We start from the raw sequence: 20,406 nt of genomic DNA, 5'->3' as shown, positions 1-20,406 counted from the left end.
TGAAAGCAACAAAGAAAACTCAAGTTTCCTGATGCCTGGTCGATAAAAAGAATATAGATTCAGTTATTTCTCAGTGGTTTTAAAGAGAGCGCCAATGTGAAGCAACTCATCAGTCCCGCAGTAACACTCATGAACCGGTTGCCGATGCTGTACAAGTTCGGTCTTATCAGCATTCTCTTCCTCTTACCCATTGGTGGATTGTCCTGGCTTGTGATGACTGAGCTTAACCGCTCGGTTAATACCATGACCCGGAGCGTGGAGGGACTGGAGCAATTGCGTCTGGTTGATCGTCTGGTAGATGCTTCGATGGATTACCGGGATTACCGTGCGCCCGCAGTGGCCAAGGACGAAAGCGCTCTCAAGGCACTATCGGATGAAGCCGCCGGTGAAATTGAGTCCACTCTTGACAGCCTGGCGTCGGAAAGGCGCTCCTTTGACGTATCCGGAGCCTGGGCCGATCAGGTAGAAGCCCTCAAGGCAGACTGGCAGAAGCTACGTGGTGATGATAACTACCAGACCAATTTTGATCCCCAGTTCAAGTATTTTCACGAATTTGTTCAGAAAGCGCTGGCACTGCTCCCGGCTACTATCGAGAGTTCAGGGTTGGGGCAGGGTACTTCAAGGGAAAACCTGCTTATCCTGGGGCTGGTTCGCGAAACCTTGCCGGAGGCCCGCAGCATGATCGGGCGTGCCCGTTCGTATGGCTTGTTTGCACTGGTTGACGGCCAGGTAGGCTACGCACTCAGTGAGAATCTTAATGAAATCTATGATGGCCTGACCAATCACAGTTCGTTGCTGTCACCTGCACTTACCCTTGTAGCCGATGCTTCTCCTGCTTTGGCATCCCGGGCAGGCGGCGCATTCGCAAAAGTTGATGAAAGCCTGCTGAATGTTCGTGAGTTGCTTGATATGAACATCATTACACCCATGCGACTGGAATTATCCTGGCAGGAATACGACGCACGCATTTCTGCGCAGCTGGCCGGCTACGGGGTACTGAAAAACGCCGCTTTTGATGTAATAGAAGCCAATCTTGATGCCAGCCTGGAGCAGGAGGTTAACCAACGCCGTCTTATCGTCGTTGCGTTGATTTTGGTGCTATTGTTTGTTGTTTACCTCTATGTTGGCTTCTTCATGTCTGTGCGCACGGCGATCAACCGGTTCGGCGAAGCTGCCCGCAAGGTGGCTGCAGGCGACATGACCACCCGGATATCACTTGATAACCGTGACGAACTTGGTGAACTGACCGACGAGTTCAACAACATGACCGATCGCATCGCCGAGTTGATACGGTCTGTTGGCCGGACAACCTCCGAGGTTGATCAGCAGGCAGCAAGAGTAAATGATACGGCGACGGCAAACAGCGAGGCCGTGGCGCGCCAGATGGCGGAAAGCGGCCAGATCAACGAGGCCATGGGGCAGATGGTTGAAGCAGTCGGCGAGGTAACAGAGAGTGCTCACCGGGTTGCAGACAGTGCCAAAGCAGCGGAGAAGGATACTGAAACCGGGCGTGACGTGGTTTCGGATACGGTGGAAACCATCAACCGCCTGGCAACAGAAATTTCCGGTGCTGTAGACGTAATCAACCGGGTTAGCCAGGACAGCGACAATATCAGCCAGGTCCTGGTGGAAATCAAGGCCATCGCCGAGCAGACCAATCTGTTGGCTCTGAATGCTGCCATAGAAGCAGCCCGGGCGGGCGAGCAGGGTCGCGGGTTTGCAGTGGTTGCTGATGAAGTGCGCTCGTTGTCCCAGCGCACTCACAAGTCTACGGAAGAAATTGAAGGCATGATTTCACGGCTTCAGAGTGGTGTGAAAGATGCGGTAGCCGCTATGACCAACAGCCGTGACGTAACCCAGGCAACCGTGCAGAAATCCGGCGAGGTAACAGAAGCGCTGAGCCGGATTGCCCAGGGTATCTCGGTGATTGTGGACATGAGTCACCAGATTGCACAAGCTGCGGAAGAGCAGTCAGCGGTATCCAAAGACGTGAATGCCAGTGTTGCCCACATTGGTGAACTGGGTGCGTCCACGGCCTCTAATGCGACAGAAACTCTTGCTTCATCTCAGGAGATGTCTGATTTGACGGCTTCTTTGCAGAGGCTTGTTGAGGCGTTTAAGGTTTGAATTAAGACGGTCAGGTAGCGGCATCAATTTCAGAAACACGCTGTGAATACGTCCGTGTACGCTTGGCTCCGCCATCCATGGCTCCGCACAGTTTCTGAAGTTGATGCCGCTACCTGACCTGGTTTTGGAGCAGGCCTTCAGGCAGTTATAAGTTGTAGCGAGCGCTACATCCCAGACTTTTGCTGATCCCACAGAATCTCTTCCGCACCTTCCCGGCGCGCTAATACCCTTGAGGCTACAAACAACAGGTCGGACAAACGGTTCAGGTACTGGCGTCCCAGAGGATTGATTGAGTCCTCATGGCTGAGGGCTACCACCACACGCTCTGCACGGCGGCAAACGGCACGGGCCAGGTGACACTGGGCCGCGGCAGGACTGCCGCCGGGCAGGATGAAATTCTTCAGGGGCGGCAAGGGCCCGTTCAGCTCATCCAGCAGATTTTCCAGCCAGCTGATGTGATCGTCGGTGATCGCTTTGCTACCTGGAATCGCAAATTCACCACCCAGATCAAACAGGTGGTGCTGAATGCGCCGGAGTGGCTCCAGCATGTCATCATCGCTGTCCAGGGTTTCAATCAGCAGGCCAATATGGCAATTCAGCTCATCGGCCATCCCCATCGCCTCAACACGCTGAGCATTTTTCGCAATACGGTTACCATCGGCCAGGCCGGTAGTGCCGTCGTCACCGGTGCGCGTGTAGATCTTGGAAAGACGATTACCCATGAGACTGCTCCTGATAGTTAAAAAACTGAGTTGTTAAAGGCGTTACAGACCTTGTACTCGTTCGGTCAACATTTGGTTTACCGGCGTGACAATGCCGTGGCGCTTCCCGCACTGCACAATATAGCCGTTGATATAATCAATCTCGGTTTTACGACCCGCCAAAACATCTGCACGCATGGACGAGGTATTGCTGGCGGTGTTCCTTGCTACGGTTTCGATACGCTCCCGAAGAACCTCCGGTGTGACAGTCTCAGAGGTTTCAGCTTCCAATAAAACAGATATCTCCGAGCAAAGCCCATCAATGTTCTGCTGATAAAGAGATGAGTCCAGAATATCGCCGTTAGGGCAATCGAGCAGGGCCGTAAACGGATTTATCCCGGCATTCACCACCAGCTTCTGCCAAAGGCGCTGAAGAATGTTCTCCTCAGCATGGATCCGTAAACCCGTTTCAGCCAACTGTTGAACAACACTCGCGGTGTAGTCAGCTGCAGAAGTCGTAAGTGCGCCCACCCAGGTGTCACCGGCTCCGGCATGAACCAGAACATCCGGGGAAGGCCTGTTTGCGCCTTCCGTAGTGCTGGCTGCCAAAATCGGCCGCTCCGGCCAGCGCTCGGCAACTGCCGGTTGGCTGCCTAATCCGTTCTGAAACAAAACAACTGGTGTGCCAACCTGAATGTGAGGCAGCCAAGCGTCCAAAGCCGCGAGGGTATCTCCTGCTTTTGTTGTTACCAGCAGAAGAGTTAGATGTTCAACTGACTGAAGCCACGGAAGGTTAATGTTAGTGCGGGCTTCACCAGAGTCCGGCGAAGCCGTCAGGCGGGCCTCCCCGAAACCTTGTGGAGCCAGGGATGGCGGAACAGAGCGTACAAGGACGTATTCACAGCGTGTTTCGGGGAGGCCCGCCTGACGGCTGAAGCTCCCCCCAAGCCCAAATTCATGCTCAGAATCACCAGCGAGGCGAGGCAAGAAACCACAACGAGCAGAAGGCAAAAGGGCGGCCCAAAGCCGCCCCAAAGAACCCGCTCCAAGAATAGCAATCACCCCGCCACCCCCGGAACGCTCACCCGCAGCCACCATACCTACATGGCCTCAATATCTGCGCGCTGCTGCTGCAGCCGGCCCAGATTACCCTGAGCCTCTGCCAGCTTCTCCTGCTCCCTGGCAACAACCTCCGCAGGCGCCTTGGCCGTAAACTTCTCATTGCCGAGCTTGCCCTCCAGGCGCCCGATTTCCTTGTTCAGGCGCTCAAGCTCCTTATCCAGCCGCTTCAGCTCTGCATCCTTGTCGATCAGCCCCGCCATAGGCACCAACACTTCCATATCGCCAACCAGCTGAGTGGCGCTCATGGGGGCCTTGTCACCCTCAAACCACTCCAGACTTTCCAGCTTGGCCAGCGAGCTCAGGAACTGGCGGTTCTCATTCATCCGGCGCTGGCCCTCCGCGCTGTTGCCACGGAACAGAACCGGAATCCTCTTCGCCGGTGAAATGTTCATCTCACCGCGAATATTGCGAATCGCCACAATCACACCCTTCAGCCACTCGATATCCTCGACTGCCTGGGCATCATGCTTGCCCGGATCCATCTGCGGGAATGGTTGCAGCATAATGCTGTCGCCGGACTTTCCAGCCAGAGGAGCAATGCGCTGCCAGATCTCTTCTGTGATAAACGGCATGAACGGATGGGCCAGGCGCAGCACGGTTTCCAGCACGCGCACCAATGTACGGCGGGTACCGCGCTTGGCTTCGGCGCTGGCATTGTCGTCGTTCAGGGAAGGCTTGGACAATTCCAGATACCAGTCGCAGTATTCGTCCCAGATAAATTCGTACAGAGCATGGGACGCCAGATCAAAACGGTACTGATCCAGATGGCGGGTCACATCCTGCTCACACTGCTGCAGGGCGCTGATAATCCAGCGATCGGCCAGTGACAGTTCCACCGGCTCGCCATTCACGCCGCAGTCTTCACCTTCGGTGTTCATCAGCACGTAGCGGGCAGCGTTCCACAGCTTGTTACAGAAGTTGCGGTAGCCTTCCAGGCGCTTCATGTCCCAGTTGATATCACGACCGGTGGTGGCCATGGCCGCGAGAGTGAAGCGTAGGGCGTCGGTGCCGTGGGCCGAGATACCTTCGGGAAATTCTTTCTCGGTGCGTTTGGCGATTTTTTGTGCAAGCTTTGGCTGCATCAGGTTGCCGGTGCGTTTTTCAAGCAACGGTGCCAGACCAATGCCATCGATCATATCCAGCGGGTCAATCACGTTGCCCTTGGATTTGGACATCTTGTCGCCGTGTTCGTCGCGGATCAGGCCGGTGACGTACACGGTTTTGAAAGGGACCTGAGGCGTGCCGTCTTCATTTTTCATGAAGTGCATGGTCATCATGATCATCCGGGCAACCCAGAAGAAAATGATGTCAAAACCGGTGACCAGAACATCCGTAGGATGGAAAGTTTTCAGGCGTTCGGTGATTTCCGGCCAGCCCAGAGTGCCGAAGGTCCAGAGGGCCGAGCTGAACCAGGTATCGAGAACATCGTCATCCTGATTCAGTTCCAGGTCCGGTGCCAGTTTGTGCTTCCGGCGGACTTCCTCTTCACTGCGGCCCACATAAATATTGCCCTCAGCATCATACCAGGCGGGAATACGGTGGCCCCACCACAGCTGGCGTGAAATACACCAGTCCTGGATGTCGCGCATCCAGGAGAAGTACATGTTCTCGTACTGCTTGGGTACAAACTGGATACGACCGTCTTCAACCGCTTCGATAGCCGGCTTGGCCAGGGTTTTTGCATCGGCAAACCACTGGTCTGTCAGCATTGGCTCAATAATCAGGCCGGAGCGGTCGCCACGGGGGACGCTCAGTACGTGATCTTCTACCTCCTGAACCAGACCAGCAGCTTCCATATCTGCAACGATCTGCCTGCGGGCATCTTCCCGGGTCAGGCCTGCGTAGGCTGTGGGCAGACTGGCGTCCAGTTCGGTATTTTCAGTGCCGTCGCTGTTGAATACTTCTGCCTGCTCCCGGATGTTCGCATCCGGGGTCAGCACGTTCATCATCGGCAGGTTGTTGCGCTTGCCCACGGCGTAGTCATTAAAGTCGTGGGCCGGGGTAATCTTCACGCAGCCGGAGCCTTTCTCGGGATCAGCGTGGTGGTCGGCAATGACCGGAATGCGGCGATTTACCAGTGGCAGCATGACAAACTTGCCAATCAGATGCTGGTAGCGCTCGTCGTCCGGATGCACGGCTACGGCGGTATCGCCCAACATGGTTTCCGGGCGGGTGGTGGCCACAACCAGATAGTCTTTACCATCTTGCGTGGTGGCGCCGTCAGCCAGCGGGTAACGCAGGTGCCAGAAAAAGCCTTTTTCCTCCTTGTTCTCAACTTCCAGGTCAGAGATGGCGGTATGCAGCTTCGGATCCCAGTTCACCAGACGCTTGCCACGGTACACCAGACCGTCCTCGTACAGGCGGATAAACACTTCCTGCACGGCCTTGTAAAAGCCGTCATCCATAGTGAAGCGTTCGGTGTCCCAGTCTACCGAGTTGCCCAGCCGGCGCATCTGGCCGGTAATGGTGCCCCCGGACTCTTCTTTCCATTCCCAGATGCGTTTGATGAACTCTTCGCGGCCCAGATCATGGCGGGTTTTGCCTTCTTCCGCCGCCAGTTTGCGTTCAACAACCATCTGGGTGGCAATCCCTGCGTGGTCACTGCCCACTTGCCATAGCGTGTTATGGCCCTGCATGCGCTTGTAGCGGGTGAGGGTGTCCATGATAGTGTGCTGGAAGGCGTGGCCCATGTGCAGGCTGCCGGTTACATTGGGTGGTGGAATCACAATACTGTATGGCTGGCCTTCGCCGCTGGGGCGGAAGTAGCCTTTGGATTCCCAGTGCTGGTACCACTGGCGCTCAATGTTCTCTGGCTGGTAGGTTTTTTCCATGGGTTTTTCTGGCAACCGTTTGATTGATTCACAAGGGGAAATTCAAACGCGGGATTATACATGGTCGCCTGCATCCGGGCCATGGAGGGGGGTTATCCCGCGGAGGAGAGAGTCTGTTTTTTTCGGCCCGGCGGGTTTGTGGCTTTTGTTAATCGTTTAATTTGCCAAAATAAAACAGGCCGGAGCCAACTCCCAGCAGCACCAGTACCAACATGACGCCAAACAAAGGCCAGGGGCCGAAGTTATATATAACTGGCAAGGAGATGCCGGTGACCAGGCCGCCGCCAAAAATGGGTTCGAATGCCATCTGTTTATAGCCAAAAGCTTCATAAGCCGGGGTTTTGTTGTCGGGATCGGCGATTTTCATCAGAATCAGCCCGGTGGCAGTGACCCCCATGGACTGACCAACGTCACCAATTCCCCGCTCAAACCAGTACTTCGGGATTACTCGCGGTGCCAGGAAAAGGAACATGCATATATTCCAGGCAATACCGGCGACACCCAGCAAAATAAAGGGCATAAGATTTGCCGCAATCGCGGCCAGGGAAAGGCTGGCAATGGCTGAGGCGATCAGAATGTCCAGCGCTATACCCTGGATTCTCAGCATGGTAGGGCGGTCCATGAGTTCGTTTTTGTCAATCCGGGTGAGAATCTGTTGCACAATCAATCCCCCGATCATCGCCAACGGGAATAGCGGCACAGCACCTAGCAGTTCCAGCCCTTCCTTGCCTTTGCCCCAGGTGTGCTGTTCAATCCAGGTAAGTGTTTCAAGAATCCCAAGGCCAATCAGAATAGCCATGGCGATGAATGCGAAATGCAAGGTTAATGGTTCGATGGATTCCGAACGGACTGTCATTCCGCCGGTGGGTACGGGGCGGTCTGTTTTGTCAATCAGGCCGCGTTGCTGGCTATGGGGAATCTCCCCGATGTCTTTGTCCAGCACTGCGCTCTTGCCGTTACGCACGCCCCAGTTCACCAGTATGATGCCGCCGACGATACCTGAAACAACTCCCACGGTAGCCATGCCCACCGCCAAATCTGCTCCTTCAGGAAAGCCCAGATCTGCAAATACATCCTGTAAACCGGCCGCCGTGCCATGACCGCCTTCAAAGCCGATTTCAATGAGTGCGCCGGCCATTAGAGGTAGTCCGAAAAGGGGCGCCAACACGAGGGCAGCAATCAATATCCCGACAACATACTGACCGGCTCCCAGCGTCAGACCAAACGCCAACTGAGGGCCGGCAAGCCTCCAGATCCGTTTGAAATCAGGCAGGGGTGCACCCAGAAACAGTGCGGCGAACACCACATTAATGAGCAGGCCCGGCAATTCGCTCCAGGTTTCCAGCATGGGTGCCGGTATGGCACCTTCGGCCAACGCTGTGTCGGGCCCCGCCACCATTTGCGCCAGTGATCCCAACACACCGGGGCCAAGTAACAAGCCGATAACGCCGGCAAGTATTGATGCGGGAAGAAACAGCTTCTGGGCGGGTCGCCACTGCATGCGCACCCACTTGCCTGCGAAAAGAAGGATCGCGAGTATTAGCAGTGCAAAACCGATTTGTTCTGCGTTCACTGTTGTGCCCCCGTCGAACAGCCTGGCCGAAAAGAGGATGCACCTGTTACTGCAGATTACAGAAGTGCGAAGTCCGTTTTTGCAGATAAAGTTCAAGCTTTATTGGCGTTTTTACCTTACTTGGCTAGAGGTTTCCATTAAGTTCGGGTAACTCCTCACCCTGGCCATTGCTTCGGAGTGTATGGGATGTGTGGCCATGACCGGTACGGGAAGGTGACTAACAATTTGGCAATGGTTTGCCGTGAATCGAGTGCTACACTTTTAAAAAACGACCCCTGTCTCCGTGATCCAAACAAAAGCGGGGACATCGTTTAAGGGGAATGTGTCGATTTTGTGCTTTCAGGGCGGCGCTGAAAACCGGTAACCACGTGGTTCCGGTCAAGCTGGATTGATTGATTCTTACTGCTCATAAGGATGGCACAATACCATGAACACGAGAAAAAAAGCCCTGACCTGGCTCATCGGTTGCTGCATGTCGATGCCGGCTCTTGCAGACAGTTTCGGCCCCGGCGAGTGGACCCAATATCGCATGAACGCCGCCAACAATGCCGTTTACGACAATGGTGGGGCGGCACTGAATCGTATGAAGTTTCGTACCGGTGACCAGGTTCGTGCGACCCCCGTGATCGTTGGTGATGCATTATACATTGGTAACCATGCTACCGGCGGCATGTTTCGTTTCGAACTGCCGGGCGGAAAGGTGGCCTGGCATGACGACAATCCCTGGTTCCGTCACGCACCAAACTGGATTCATTCAGAGATGATCCAGGCAAACGGACGGATTTTTGTAGGCTATGGCAATCGCGCTTTCCAGAGCCCGGATATCCGGGGTACAGGTGCCAGCGGGGTTATGGCTGTAGACCCGGAAGACGGCGCTACCCTTTGGCAATACCCGACTGTAGGCGAAGTCATGCCCACACCGGCGCTTTGGAAGGACGTTCTGTATGTAGTTACCGGGGGCGCCGAGCTGATTGCTTTAGCGCCCGAAAGCGGCAAACGCCTGTGGTCGCTCCCTCTCCCTGGTTGGGTCAGTATGTCCTCACCGGCGGTTACCGATGGCGTACTGTATGTGGGAGCCCTCAACGCTGTTGTCGGGATTGACCTCGAGCAGCGCGAAATCCTGTGGCGCTTCAATGAACCTGCGTCCTTCACCGATGTACCGCCCGCCGTATCAGATAACGTTGTGGTGATAACGGGGATGATGGAGCGCAGCAGCCTTTCGGAAGAAGACCGGCAACGGTATCCCAGCCGCCGCGGCAGTTTTCACTTCATTTACGCGTTTGATGCTGCTACCGGCAAGTTGCTCTGGCGCGACCTGCTTGGCAGTGGCCCTCGTCAGCCTAATAACACGTCCGGAGCTCCCACTATTGCTGATGGACGGGTCTACGTAGGCAGTCCTTACGCCCGTGGGATGTTTGCCTATAACCTGAAAACCGGTGAACGCCTTTGGGAGCATTCGACCACCGCCGGCATCAAGGGTGCGCCAGCGATCACCGCCGGTAAAGTGTTTTTTGGAGATACCGCCGGAATGCTGCACGCACTCGATGCTGAGGATGGTGACACACCAAAGTGCAAAACTGGCCAGGCTATTGACACGCTCAAGTTGGGAGGCTCCAGCAATAATGCCTCGGCAACTGCGCTTGCGCCCGCAGGGCCGGTGGTAATCAACAAGACGGTGTTTGTGGGTAGTCAGGACGGTTTTGTCTATGCCGTTCCTGTATCGGAGTTTGATTGTCGCTAACCCAGGCCAAATCCTCCGCTGGCAGTGAGTTCCATTTGTCGGGTAGTGGCGAACAAACCTGGCCCTGAAAGGCCAGGGAAGCTTACCGTTTCCGCTGGTCATGTACCCGTGGCTCAATGCCCAGTTTACGCAGCTGTTTGAAATGTGAGCGAGCCTGACTGAGTATTGCCGGATCATTGTGCGCAACCAGTGCCAGGCGTCTGAATTTGTCTGCGTGCGCCGGAAGTGTTTCCGAAAGGATGATGACGGTATCCCAGTCCTCCGCCACAGGCGGGCACAGCAGGATACCGACGGGGTCGGTGCAGGCTGCAGTGGATTCGTGCACGATGCTGTGGGGGATGAACGCTTCCGGGCTGAAATTCCAGAGCAGTTCGTCCAGCTCCTCGGCCTGCTGCGCGGTATCGCACAGGATGCACACGCGGTCGCCCTGCTCCCACGCCTTGTTTACAAGCCTGGTGGCGTGCAGGTTACGGGCTGCTGGTGTGTCCTGCAGGAGAATGTGAAACCAGTAGCGCTGGTTTTTATCCTCCGGTCTTGTCATATCACGGGAGTCACCGGCAGCAGTGCTGCCGGTTTGTGTTGCCGGATTACTTTGCATTGGCTTCCGTTATTTTCCGGCATGGGACATCAGGTAATCGACCAGCAATGGAACCGGGCGGCCGGAGGAGCCTTTGGCTTTGCCGGAGTGCCAGGCGGTGCCGGCAATGTCGAGGTGGGCCCAGCGGTAGTCTTTGGTGAAGCGCGACAGGAAACAGGCAGCGGTGATGGTACCGGCCGGGCGACCACCGATGTTGGCCATGTCGGCAAAATTGCTGTCCAGCTGGCTCTGGTACTCCTCCCATAGCGGCAGGCGCCAGGCTTTGTCGCTGGCTCGTTCGCCCGCGGCGAGAAGTTCGTTCGCCAGTTCATCGTTATTAGCCAGCAGGCCTGTGGCGTGATGGCCAAGGGCAATGATGCAGGCGCCGGTGAGGGTGGCAAGGTCAATAACCGCAGCCGGATCGTATTTCTTCACGTAGGTGAGGGCGTCACACAGAACCAGCCGGCCTTCGGCATCGGTGTTGAGGATTTCAACCGTTTGGCCAGACAAGGTGGTAACAATGTCACCGGGCCGTGAGGCGCCACCGTCTGGCATGTTTTCAGCCGCCGCAATAACGGCAACAACGTTGATTTTGGGTTTGGTCTCGGCGAGTACCTGCATGGCGCCGAATACAGCCGCAGAGCCCCCCATGTCGTATTTCATTTCATCCATGCTTTCGCCGGGCTTCAGGCTGATGCCGCCAGTGTCGAAGGTGATGCCTTTGCCTACAAGCACATGGGGCTTGTCTTTGGCGTTGCCGCCACGATATTCCATGACGATCAGGCGGGGTGGCTGAGTGCTGCCTTTACCCACCGCCAGGATGGTGTTCATTCCCAGCTCCTGCATCTGCTTCTCATCAAGGATTTCAGTCTTGATGCAATCGTGCCTGGCAGCCATTTCCGTGGCTTGCTCCGCCAGCCACACGGGGTGGCAGATATTCGGTGGCATATTGCCCAGGTCACGGGTGTAATTCATTCCGCGGCCGGTTGCCAGGCCCAGGTTGAAGGCTTCTTTCTGGGCTTTGCCGGTACCGGAGGCGTGCACCAGGATTTTTTTGAGTTTGCGTGCGGTAGGCTTTTCACTTTTGAAATCGCTGAACAGGTAAAGCTGGTCTTCCAGTGTGCGGCCAATCAGGCTGAGTTTTGCCAGTTCCGAGCTCACACTTTCGTCACCCGTTACGGTTGTGTCTGCAAGGGTAACAATCGCGCTTTTCGAGGCGCCATCCTTGAGCACGCCCATCATGGCGGTAAGAGCCTTGCGGTACTTGTCGCTGTCGCGTTCGGCGTCTTTTCCGGTACCCACTATGAGCAGCCGGCCCCAGGGTTGATCATCAAGGTGGATCAGGCTCGTTTCTGCGTTCTTGCCACTGATATCACCGGCTTTCTGGAGTTTGCTGATCAGCCCGCCCAATGCGCTGTCCGCCTCGGTGGTAGAAGCGGGCCAGTCGCCTTTTTCAGGAAGTGCAACGACCAGGCAGTCGGCTTTGGTGTTCGCAATGGCATTGCTATTCAGGCTGAAGTTCATGGAAACTCCTTTGATTGTCCGGGGAAGTCGCCGTTGTCAGTGGCGGGAAATAGGTTGTTCCGATTGTTTCAAGCATTGGGGTTTGGAGAAGGATTATCAAGTTGGAAGAACAGTTTGCTTTACTTCATTGACACCTGATCTGTCGCGACCTTAACGTCTGCGCACTGTCATTAAGCCCCAAGGTTACATAGAATACGCGCAGTTTTCCTTTTCCTCCAGGTTCCGGTTGATGCGGGCAGAGAAACCGTTTTGAACATTATTTTCCGCTATCTCATTCGTCAGATTATGGTCAGCATGGTTGCCGTATCAGGCATTCTTCTGCTGGTGTTCATGAGTGGGCGGTTTATCAAATACCTGGCCGGTGCTGCTGAGGGCAAGATTGCCCCGGGCGTTCTGTTTGAAATCATGGCTTACCGCTTCCCCGGGTTCCTCGAACTCATCCTGCCGCTGGGGTTGTTTATCGGCATCTTGCTGGCATACGGGCGCATGTATCTGGAAAGCGAGATGACCGTGCTCTCCGCCTGTGGTTTCAGTGATCGCCAGTTACTCGGGAAAACCCTGCTGGGCAGCCTGGTGGTAATGCTGGTTGTGGGGAGTATGAGCCTGGTGGTGTCGCCCTGGGGCATGAAGCAGGTAGAGCAGATATTTGCGGAACAGGCGAAAGCCACAGAATTTGATCTGCTGGCCCCAGGGCGCTTTCAGAAGCTTTCGTCTGGCGGGCGTGTCACCTATACAGAGGCTCTCAGTGATGACAAACGGCGCCTGCAAGGTGTGTTTATTGCCGAGTACGGTCGCAATGGCGAGGGGGTCAGCATTATCACCGCTGATGTGGGTTCCCAGTTAGTGGATGAGGAGACCGGTAGCCGCTTTCTGATTCTGGAAAACGGTGCCCGCTTTGATGGCATACCCGGCAATCTGGATTACGCGGTTACCGGCTTCGAGGCCTATGGCCTGAAAATCCGTAGCGGAAGTACGGGGGACGTGGAGCTCGACGAGGGAGTTACTACGGGTCAGTTGATGCGTTCGGATGACCCCAGAGACCGGGCCCTGCTGCATTGGCGCTTCTCGTTGCCGCTGATTGTTCCTATCGTAACGCTGCTGGCGGTCCGGCTTAGCCGTGTAAATCCCCGGCAGGGCCGTTTTTTCCACCTGCTGCCGGCCATGCTTGTGTATGTTACCTATCTTGGGCTGCTCATCGTTGCCCGCGATGCCATGGCCGAGGACAAGGTGCCCGAATGGCTTGGCATGCTCTGGGTGCATGCAATTTTTCTCGCACTGGGTTTGTGGCTGTATTTCGGTCCGGCCTGGCTACACAGGAGAAAAGTGAAGCGGGAAGGAGCGGCGAGTGCGTAAGATTGATCGTTATGTGATGCGCAACGTCGGTGGTGCCATGCTGCTTGTGATGGTGGTGGTGCTGTCGCTGGATCTGATATTTGCGTTTGTTGCGGAGCTGGATGACACCCGGAACAATTACCAGATTCTGGATGCGCTTTGGTACGTACTTCTCACCTTACCGCGTCGGATATACGACTACCTGCCACTGGGCGCCTTTATGGGATGCCTTGTTGGGCTGGGCTCCATGGCAAGCTCCTCCGAGCTCACGGTCATTCGTGCGGCAGGGGTGTCCCTGAAAAGAGTTGTATGGTCGGCGATGAAACCGGCACTGGTGATTGTTCTGGCCGGGGTTCTTATCGGTGAATATATGGCACCACCTGCGGAGCGCGCCGCTCAGAGCTATAAAGCCGTTGCCCTCGGTGCCGGCAAGAGCGTCGCCGCAGCCCACGGTGTCTGGCATCGCGAGGGAAATGTGTTCATGCACCTTAACGCCGTGCAGCCCAACGGCGTGCTCCACGGCATCACCCTGTTCCGTTTTGACGATCAACGCCAGCTGATGGCTGCCAGTTTTTCTGAGCGGGCAATCTACCAGGGGGATTACTGGTTACTGGAAAATACCACAACGACTCGCCTGGAAGGCGACTCAACACGCCGCGTGGAACACAAGTCCTTGCGTTGGGAATCCGGCTTGTCGCCCAGTGTGTTGAGTGTACTGATTGTGAAGCCGGAAAACCTCTCCATGGCCGGCCTCTACACCTACGCCAGCTATCTTGGTGACCAGGAACTGAACGCCTCTTCTTACTGGCTCGCTTTCTGGAAGAAAGCCCTGATGCCCCTCGGAACCGGTGTCATGGCGCTGGTGGCGATTTCCTTTATCTTCGGGCCCTTGCGTTCGGTTACCATGGGTTTTCGTGTGTTTACGGGCCTGCTTGTGGGGTTGCTGTTCAAATACATGCAGGATTTGCTGGGCCCCATGAGCCTTGTCTTCGGGTTTAATCCTGTGCTTGCGGTTCTTGCACCCATTGCTGTCAATGCAGTGGTCGGTGCGGTGCTGATGCGCCGTGCGGGGTAGCTACCCGGCAAAGCCGTTCAACTTGCTTTTTTTTTATGGGGAAGTGCAACAACCACGCTGTCTGAAAACCTGTCTGTTACAGAAAGCCCGTTTATGGGATAGAACAGTGCGATCATGGCCGGCACAGTAAGGAACAGGGTTGCAGAGCCGAGGTAATAGCCGGCCAGCAGGGCCAGAAAAAACACGGCAGCGGCGGTCAGGTATCGGCGCAGGGCCTGGCTCCAGCTCACGGAGGAGCCGTCCAGGTTCTGAATGCGAACGCGCCATACCTGCATACCGAGGGTTTGCCCGATCCGTGTCCAGAAGTAGGCAAAGAACAGGTACATCACCAGAAACAGGACGAACGTAAGGCCCGGATCTCCGGACAACTGGCCCGCTTCTGCTTTTTGTTCAAGGCGATCCCAGCCTGTGATCCAGCCGGTTATCATGGTGTATACCCAGGTTGTAACCAGAAGCACGGCAATACTGATCAGGCCGTCGTAGATAACGGCCAGTGATCGTTTCAGAAACGTCGCTGGGGGGAGCAGTTCATCAGCGGCGTGGAAGCGACGGGGCATGGGGTCTCCTGTGATGTTTCACGTTTTTCCTGTACTCGGCGTGTGCTAGAGTAGCCGATTTGCACACGCATGTAAGTATTCGTATTCAATCGCGGATCCCGCCACTTAATGGCGGGATTTCTGGAAAGGTATCAAAGGGCTATGAAAACCGCAGAGTTGCGACAGGCATTTCTTGAGTATTTCAGACAGCAAGGTCATACCATTGTTTCAAGCAGCTCGCTGGTGCCGGCAGATGATCCGACCCTGCTGTTTACCAACGCGGGAATGAATCAGTTCAAAGACGTTTTCCTGGGCCGTGAGGAACGCGACTACAGCCGCGCCACTACCTCCCAGAAGTGCGTGCGTGCCGGTGGAAAGCACAACGACCTTGAAAATGTCGGCTACACCGCGCGCCACCACACGTTTTTCGAAATGCTGGGCAACTTCAGCTTTGGTGATTATTTCAAGCGCGAAGCAATCAATTACGCCTGGACGTTTCTCACCAGCGAGCAATGGCTGAACCTGCCTCCTGAAAAACTCTGGGTGACCGTCTACGCTGAAGACGATGAAGCCTACGATATCTGGCATAAAGAAGTGGGCGTTCCGGCGGATCGCATTGTCCGCATCGGTGACAACGGTGGCGCCCGCTACGCCTCCGATAATTTCTGGCAGATGGGCGATACCGGCCCTTGCGGCCCCTGCACGGAAATTTTCTATGACCATGGCCCCGACGTAGCGGGCGGTCCTCCCGGAAGCCCCGAGGAAGACGGCGACCGTTATATCGAGATCTGGAACGTGGTCTTCATGCAGTACAACCGCACAGCTGATGGTGAGATGCTTAACCTGCCCAAGCCGTCGGTGGATACCGGCATGGGTCTGGAGCGGGTCACAGCCGTGCTGCAGGGCGTGCACAGTAACTACGAGATTGATCTTTTTGATGATCTGCTGAAAGCAGCCTCGGCGATACTCGGCGGCGCCGCCACAACCGAAGCCAGCCTGCGCGTAGTTGCTGATCATATTCGCTCCTGTGCATTCCTGATTTCCGATGGTGTCATGCCGTCGAATGAGGGCCGTGGTTTTGTACTGCGCCGCATCATTCGCCGGGCCGCCCGCCACGGCAACAAACTGGGCGCCAAGGAGCCATTCTTCTACAAGCTGACCGGTGCGCTGGTGGAACTGATGGGTGAAGCCTATCCGCAGTTAATCAGCAGTCGGAAGCAGATCGAGAGGGTTCTGCTGCAGGAAGAAGAGCAGTTTGCGAAAACGCTGGATAAAGGCCTGCGTTTGCTGGAGCAGGATATTGCCGAACTGGAAGGTGAGGTTATTCCCGGAGAAACCATCTTTACACTTTACGACACCTATGGTTTCCCGGTGGATCTCACCAACGATATAGCCCGCGAGCGTGGTTTGACGCTGGATTATGAAGGTTATGAGCGGGCCATGGAAAGCCAGCGAGAGCGTGCGAGAGCGGCCAGCAAATTTGGTATCGACTACAACGCTGGCGGCATGAGCATTGATGGCAAAACCGAATTTACCGGTTACGACCGGATTGATGGTCATGAGCGTATTCGTGCGGTCATCGTAAATGGCGAGAAGAAAACGGCCGAAGCCGGTGATGAGGCGGTGGTTGTGCTGGAGCGCACTCCTTTCTACGCAGAATCCGGTGGGCAGGTAGGGGACACCGGGCTACTGACCTGGAGCGGTGGTCGCTTCAAGGTAACCGATACCCGCAAAGATGGTGATAACCACCTGCACATTGGCACTCTGATTGAAGGTGAACTGTTCGAAGGCCTGGAAGTAGACGCCCGTATTGATCACGCACGCCGTGAGCGTACCCGTCGCAATCACTCTGCCACGCATCTGCTGCATGCCGCATTGCGCAAAGTGCTCGGCGAACACGTGACACAGAAGGGCTCTCTGGTTGATCCGGACAAGCTGCGTTTCGATTTTTCCCATTTTGAAGCGGTAACCGCCGAACAATTGAAAGAGATCGAGCGCCAGGTGAACGAGCAAATTCTCGCGAACACGGCGGTTCAAACCGATATTACAGACATGGAGCAGGCGCAGGAAAAAGGCGCTGTGGCTTTGTTCGGTGAAAAGTACGGTGACGTTGTCCGGGTGCTGAGCATGGGCACGGATAACTACTCTGTAGAGCTTTGCGGTGGCACCCACGTGAACCGCACCGGTGACATTGGCCTGTTCCGTATCACGTCTGAAAGTGGTATCTCTTCCGGCGTTCGCCGTATTGAGGCGGTCACCGGTCTGGGCGCGCTGGAATGGCTGGATGACACTGAGCACAGGTTGCGCGAAGTGGCCAGGCTGGTAAAAGGCAGCCGGGAAACCCTTGTCGACAAGGTGCAACAGACTATCGAGCGCAACCGCCAGCTCGAGAAGGACGTCGATGCCCTGAAAGCAAAGCTTGCCAGTTCCGCAGGAAGCGATCTGGCGGATTCTGCGGTGGAAGTTGCCGGCCTGAAAGTGGTTGCCTCTGAACTTGCAGGCGCAGATCGCAAAGCTCTTATGGAAACCGCGGACCAGCTTAAAAACAAGCTGGGTGAAGGTGTGGTAGTGCTTGCCAGTGTTGACGATGGAAAAGTAACTCTGGTTGCAGGTGTTACCAAATCCGCGACAGACCGTATCAAGGCCGGCGACCTGATGAAACACCTGGCCGGTTTGGTTGATGGTAAAGGTGGTGGCCGACCCGATATGGCGCAGGGCGGTGGCAACGACCCGTCAAAGCTTGCCGAAGCCCTCGCCGGCGTGCCTGGATGGGTTGAAAAAAATATCGCTTAGGCAACTGTTTTTCTGAGGTGGTCGGGGTTTATAATTCCTGCCGCTTGTTCATGACAGGCAGAGCCAGGTGCTCTGCCGCAGATCTCTGATTCGGATATTGGTAAGACAATGGCTCTGTTAGTTCAGAAATACGGTGGTACCTCGGTTGGCACAATCGAGCGCATAGAGGCGGTTGCTGAAAAAGTCTGTAGCTTCCGCAAGGAGGGCCATGATGTTGTTGTGGTGGTATCCGCCATGAGCGGAGAAACCAATCGCCTGATTGCGTTGGCCAACGAGATTATGGAAGAGCCGGTGCCGCGGGAGCTGGACGTTCTGGTTTCCACCGGCGAGCAGGTTACCATCTCCCTGCTATCCATGGCTTTGCAGAAGCGGGGCTGTGAAGCCCGCTCTTACACCGGGTCGCAAGTTCGCATATTGACAGACAACAGGCACACCAAGGCCCGTATCAGGCAGATCGACGAGCAAAGTATGCGTAAAGATCTGGACGCAGGTCGCGTGGTAGTGGTTGCCGGCTTCCAGGGTGTTGATGAACACGGCAATATCACAACCCTGGGGCGCGGAGGTTCGGACACCACGGCTGTTGCCCTGGCGGCGGCACTGAAAGCCGATGAGTGCCAGATTTATACCGATGTAGACGGCGTTTACACTACGGATCCCCGGGTTGTAGACAGTGCTCGCCGTCTGGAACGGGTCACATTTGAAGAAATGATGGAAATGGCCAGCCTGGGCTCGAAAGTGCTCCAGATTCGTGCCGTGGAATTTGCGGGCAAATACAACGTTCCGTTAAGAGTTCTCTCCAGCTTTAAAGAAGGTGAGGGGACTCTGATCACATTTGAGGAAGAAATTGCCATGGAACAACCGGTCGTCTCCGGCATCGCTTTTAATCGTGATGAAGCCAAAGTTACTATCTCGGGCGTGCCCGACACCCCGGGTAGCGCGCTGAGTATTCTGAAACCAGTCAGTGATGCCAACATTGACGTGGACATGATTGTCCAGAACGTGGGTGAAGATAACCGGACAGCCTTCACCTTTACGGTGCATCGCAACGACTTCAATCGCGCCAAGGGCGTTCTCCAGCGTGTGGCGGATGAGATAGGTGCCCATGGTGTCAGTGGTGACACCAAGATCGCAAAAGTCAGTATTGTAGGCGTTGGTATGCGCTCCCACGCTGGTGTAGCCACCAAAATGTTTGAAGCTCTCTCTGCTGAGGGAATCAATATTCAGATGATCTCCACATCGGAAATAAAAATTTCTGTGGTGATTGACGAGAAATATCTTGAGCTTGCGGTTCGTGCACTTCACAGTGCATTTGAACTGGACAAGCCCGGGGTAGAAGAAACCCTGTAGTAAGGTCAGTCACCTGCCTTGCAGGGCTCAATAAAAAGAGATTTATTTTCTGAGCCTGTGCACGCTTAGATCCGTATAAGGGAATGTGCGTGTTTTGATCAGCCAGTGATCTCACTAGAAGCGTAGAACCAACTAAAAAATTACTTGTCGGAACAGGTAGCTTTGAATAGGGAGTAAGGGATATGTTGATTTTAACTCGCCGTGTTGGCGAAACTCTGATGGTCGGTGATGACATCACCGTGACTGTGCTCGGAGTGAAAGGAAACCAGGTGCGGATTGGTGTCAATGCCCCCAAAGAAGTTGCGGTGCACCGGGAAGAAATCTATCAGCGCATTCAGTCTGAAAAAGACGCAGATGAGCCGGAGCCGGGTAATAGCTGATAAGTTAAATCAGGCTGCTCAGGGTAGGCGCGGGCGGCTTTTTTGTTTTTGGGTAAAACAAGGGCTAAAAAAAGCCTGTCAACCCTATGAAAACAGAAAAATTATGGTAGTATACGCCCCGTTCTGAAGGAGAGGTGGGTGAGTGGCTGAAACCAGTTCCCTGCTAAGGAACCGTACGCGCAAGCGTACCGAGGGTTCGAATCCCTCCCTCTCCGCCATTTTCTTTTCACGAGAAAACCGGAACAGATTGGAGTAGCATTCAATCAGACCAAGTGATTACTGCGCGGCTGTAGCTCAGCTGGATAGAGTACTCGGCTACGAACCGAGCGGTCGGAGGTTCGAATCCTCCCAGCCGCGCCACTTTTTAGTACATCGACTCGTGAACCCGGCATTAGAGCCTTTCTCATAAGTCAGATAGGATTTGAACCGAAAAGAGGTTCGACCGAAGCACACGAAGTGTGCTGAGGAACGCCAGAGCAAAGCGACGGCGGCCCCCGAAAGGGGTGAGGGCCAAAGGCCCGAATAATCCTCCCATAAGGCTAATCGCCGAAGGTGAGGAAAAAGTTTCAGGCGGCTGTAGCTCAGCTGGATAGAGTACTCGGCTACGAACCGAGCGGTCGGAGGTTCGAATCCTCCCAGCCGCGCCACATTAAGACCAGAACGCCTCAGTTTGTGCACCCCACATGCTGAGGCGTTTTGCTATGTGTTGCTGGGAGGATTTGAACCGAAAGAGGTTCGACCGAAACC

At 55.3% G+C, this 20,406-nt stretch carries 14 protein-coding genes and 3 tRNA genes; 10 read left to right on the top strand and 7 right to left on the bottom strand.

The features are described 5' to 3' along the window. Positions 1 to 96 precede the first annotated feature (96 nt). Positions 97 to 2,127 carry a methyl-accepting chemotaxis protein gene (locus tag CDH48_RS15740; protein WP_100689693.1) on the top strand — a complete coding sequence of 677 codons (2,031 nt, stop codon included), beginning with the start codon at positions 97 to 99 and terminating at the stop codon, positions 2,125 to 2,127. 164 nt (positions 2,128 to 2,291) lie between these two features. Here the strand turns inward: CDH48_RS15740 and CDH48_RS15735 are convergent, their stop codons facing one another. From CDH48_RS15735 to CDH48_RS15720, 4 genes are all read right to left on the bottom strand, one after another. Then, entirely contained in the window at positions 2,292 to 2,849 is a 558-nt protein-coding gene (locus CDH48_RS15735) for a cob(I)yrinic acid a,c-diamide adenosyltransferase (protein WP_100689692.1), read from the bottom strand. 42 nt (positions 2,850 to 2,891) lie between these two features. Beyond that, the gene (locus CDH48_RS15730) at positions 2,892 to 3,890 is read right to left on the bottom strand and encodes a ketopantoate reductase family protein (RefSeq protein WP_227521119.1); all 999 of its coding nucleotides are present in this window, start codon (positions 3,888 to 3,890) and stop codon (positions 2,892 to 2,894) included. A 38-nt stretch (positions 3,891 to 3,928) separates the two neighbouring features. After that, positions 3,929 to 6,781, bottom strand: coding sequence for a valine--tRNA ligase (locus CDH48_RS15725; protein WP_100689690.1), 2,853 nt, complete (start codon positions 6,779 to 6,781; stop codon positions 3,929 to 3,931). 148 nt (positions 6,782 to 6,929) lie between these two features. Then, complete coding sequence (locus CDH48_RS15720) at positions 6,930 to 8,354, bottom strand: sodium/glutamate symporter (protein WP_100689689.1); 1,425 nt, start codon at positions 8,352 to 8,354, stop codon at positions 6,930 to 6,932. Between the two features lie 427 nt (positions 8,355 to 8,781). On the opposite strand from CDH48_RS15720, the gene CDH48_RS15715 reads away from it, so the two are divergent. Next, on the top strand, positions 8,782 to 10,095 hold the full coding sequence (locus tag CDH48_RS15715) for a PQQ-binding-like beta-propeller repeat protein (protein ID WP_100689688.1): 1,314 nt from the start codon (positions 8,782 to 8,784) through the stop codon (positions 10,093 to 10,095). Between the two features lie 82 nt (positions 10,096 to 10,177). On the opposite strand, the gene CDH48_RS15710 is transcribed toward CDH48_RS15715, so the two are convergent. Beyond that, the gene (locus CDH48_RS15710; protein ID WP_100689687.1) at positions 10,178 to 10,693 is read right to left on the bottom strand and encodes a DNA polymerase III subunit chi; all 516 of its coding nucleotides are present in this window, start codon (positions 10,691 to 10,693) and stop codon (positions 10,178 to 10,180) included. A gap of 9 nt (positions 10,694 to 10,702) precedes the next feature. Then, complete coding sequence (locus tag CDH48_RS15705; protein WP_100689686.1) at positions 10,703 to 12,196, bottom strand: leucyl aminopeptidase; 1,494 nt, start codon at positions 12,194 to 12,196, stop codon at positions 10,703 to 10,705. A gap of 249 nt (positions 12,197 to 12,445) precedes the next feature. Between CDH48_RS15705 and lptF the strand changes: the two genes are divergently transcribed. Both lptF and lptG read left to right on the top strand, forming a co-directional pair. Beyond that, a complete protein-coding gene (lptF, locus tag CDH48_RS15700) occupies positions 12,446 to 13,549 on the top strand; it encodes an LPS export ABC transporter permease LptF (RefSeq protein WP_100689685.1) in 1,104 nt (367 codons plus the stop codon). Then, positions 13,542 to 14,603, top strand: a complete 1,062-nt coding sequence (lptG, locus tag CDH48_RS15695; RefSeq protein ID WP_100689684.1) for an LPS export ABC transporter permease LptG — start codon at positions 13,542 to 13,544, stop codon at positions 14,601 to 14,603. Before lptF ends, lptG begins: the two co-directional genes overlap by 8 nt. A gap of 17 nt (positions 14,604 to 14,620) precedes the next feature. Here the strand turns inward: lptG and CDH48_RS15690 are convergent, their stop codons facing one another. Further along, positions 14,621 to 15,160 carry an RDD family protein gene (locus CDH48_RS15690; protein WP_100689683.1) on the bottom strand — a complete coding sequence of 180 codons (540 nt, stop codon included), beginning with the start codon at positions 15,158 to 15,160 and terminating at the stop codon, positions 14,621 to 14,623. Between the two features lie 141 nt (positions 15,161 to 15,301). Between CDH48_RS15690 and alaS the strand changes: the two genes are divergently transcribed. The 6 genes from alaS (at position 15,302) to CDH48_RS15660 (ending at position 20,306) form a co-directional block, all read left to right on the top strand. Beyond that, positions 15,302 to 17,932 (top strand): alanine--tRNA ligase, encoded by a 2,631-nt coding sequence (gene alaS / locus CDH48_RS15685; protein ID WP_100689682.1) that lies wholly within the window; start codon positions 15,302 to 15,304, stop codon positions 17,930 to 17,932. Positions 17,933 to 18,040: 108 nt separating this feature from the next. Next, the gene (locus CDH48_RS15680) at positions 18,041 to 19,279 is read left to right on the top strand and encodes an aspartate kinase (protein WP_100689681.1); all 1,239 of its coding nucleotides are present in this window, start codon (positions 18,041 to 18,043) and stop codon (positions 19,277 to 19,279) included. A 182-nt stretch (positions 19,280 to 19,461) separates the two neighbouring features. Next, complete coding sequence (gene csrA / locus CDH48_RS15675) at positions 19,462 to 19,659, top strand: carbon storage regulator CsrA (protein ID WP_100689680.1); 198 nt, start codon at positions 19,462 to 19,464, stop codon at positions 19,657 to 19,659. Between the two features lie 128 nt (positions 19,660 to 19,787). Next, a tRNA-Ser gene (locus tag CDH48_RS15670) sits at positions 19,788 to 19,877 on the top strand. Positions 19,878 to 19,942: 65 nt separating this feature from the next. Further along, positions 19,943 to 20,019, top strand: a tRNA-Arg gene (locus tag CDH48_RS15665). A 210-nt stretch (positions 20,020 to 20,229) separates the two neighbouring features. Next, positions 20,230 to 20,306, top strand: a tRNA-Arg gene (locus CDH48_RS15660). Positions 20,307 to 20,406: the final 100 nt, after the last annotated feature.

Source organism: Marinobacter aromaticivorans, assembly GCF_002806975.1.
In the GTDB taxonomy this organism is placed as follows: domain Bacteria; phylum Pseudomonadota; class Gammaproteobacteria; order Pseudomonadales; family Oleiphilaceae; genus Marinobacter; species Marinobacter aromaticivorans.
The sequence above is the reverse complement of the archived record's forward strand: the minus strand, read 5'-3'. Positions and strand labels throughout refer to the sequence as shown.

Bases quoted from the DNA above. Each gene is read 5' to 3' on its own strand.
- CDH48_RS15710 (WP_100689687.1), bottom strand. From the start codon at position 10,693: ATGCAAAGTAATCCGGCAACACAAACCGGCAGCACTGCTGCCGGTGAC.
- CDH48_RS15725 (WP_100689690.1), bottom strand. From the start codon at position 6,781: ATGGAAAAAACCTACCAGCCAGAGAACATTGAGCGCCAGTGGTACCAG.
- CDH48_RS15680 (WP_100689681.1), top strand. From the start codon at position 18,041: ATGGCTCTGTTAGTTCAGAAATACGGTGGTACCTCGGTTGGCACAATC.
- CDH48_RS15735 (WP_100689692.1), bottom strand. From the start codon at position 2,849: ATGGGTAATCGTCTTTCCAAGATCTACACGCGCACCGGTGACGACGGC.
- CDH48_RS15715 (WP_100689688.1), top strand. From the start codon at position 8,782: ATGAACACGAGAAAAAAAGCCCTGACCTGGCTCATCGGTTGCTGCATG.
- CDH48_RS15705 (WP_100689686.1), bottom strand. From the start codon at position 12,196: ATGAACTTCAGCCTGAATAGCAATGCCATTGCGAACACCAAAGCCGAC.
- alaS (WP_100689682.1), top strand. From the start codon at position 15,302: ATGAAAACCGCAGAGTTGCGACAGGCATTTCTTGAGTATTTCAGACAG.
- CDH48_RS15690 (WP_100689683.1), bottom strand. From the start codon at position 15,160: ATGCCCCGTCGCTTCCACGCCGCTGATGAACTGCTCCCCCCAGCGACG.
- csrA (WP_100689680.1), top strand. From the start codon at position 19,462: ATGTTGATTTTAACTCGCCGTGTTGGCGAAACTCTGATGGTCGGTGAT.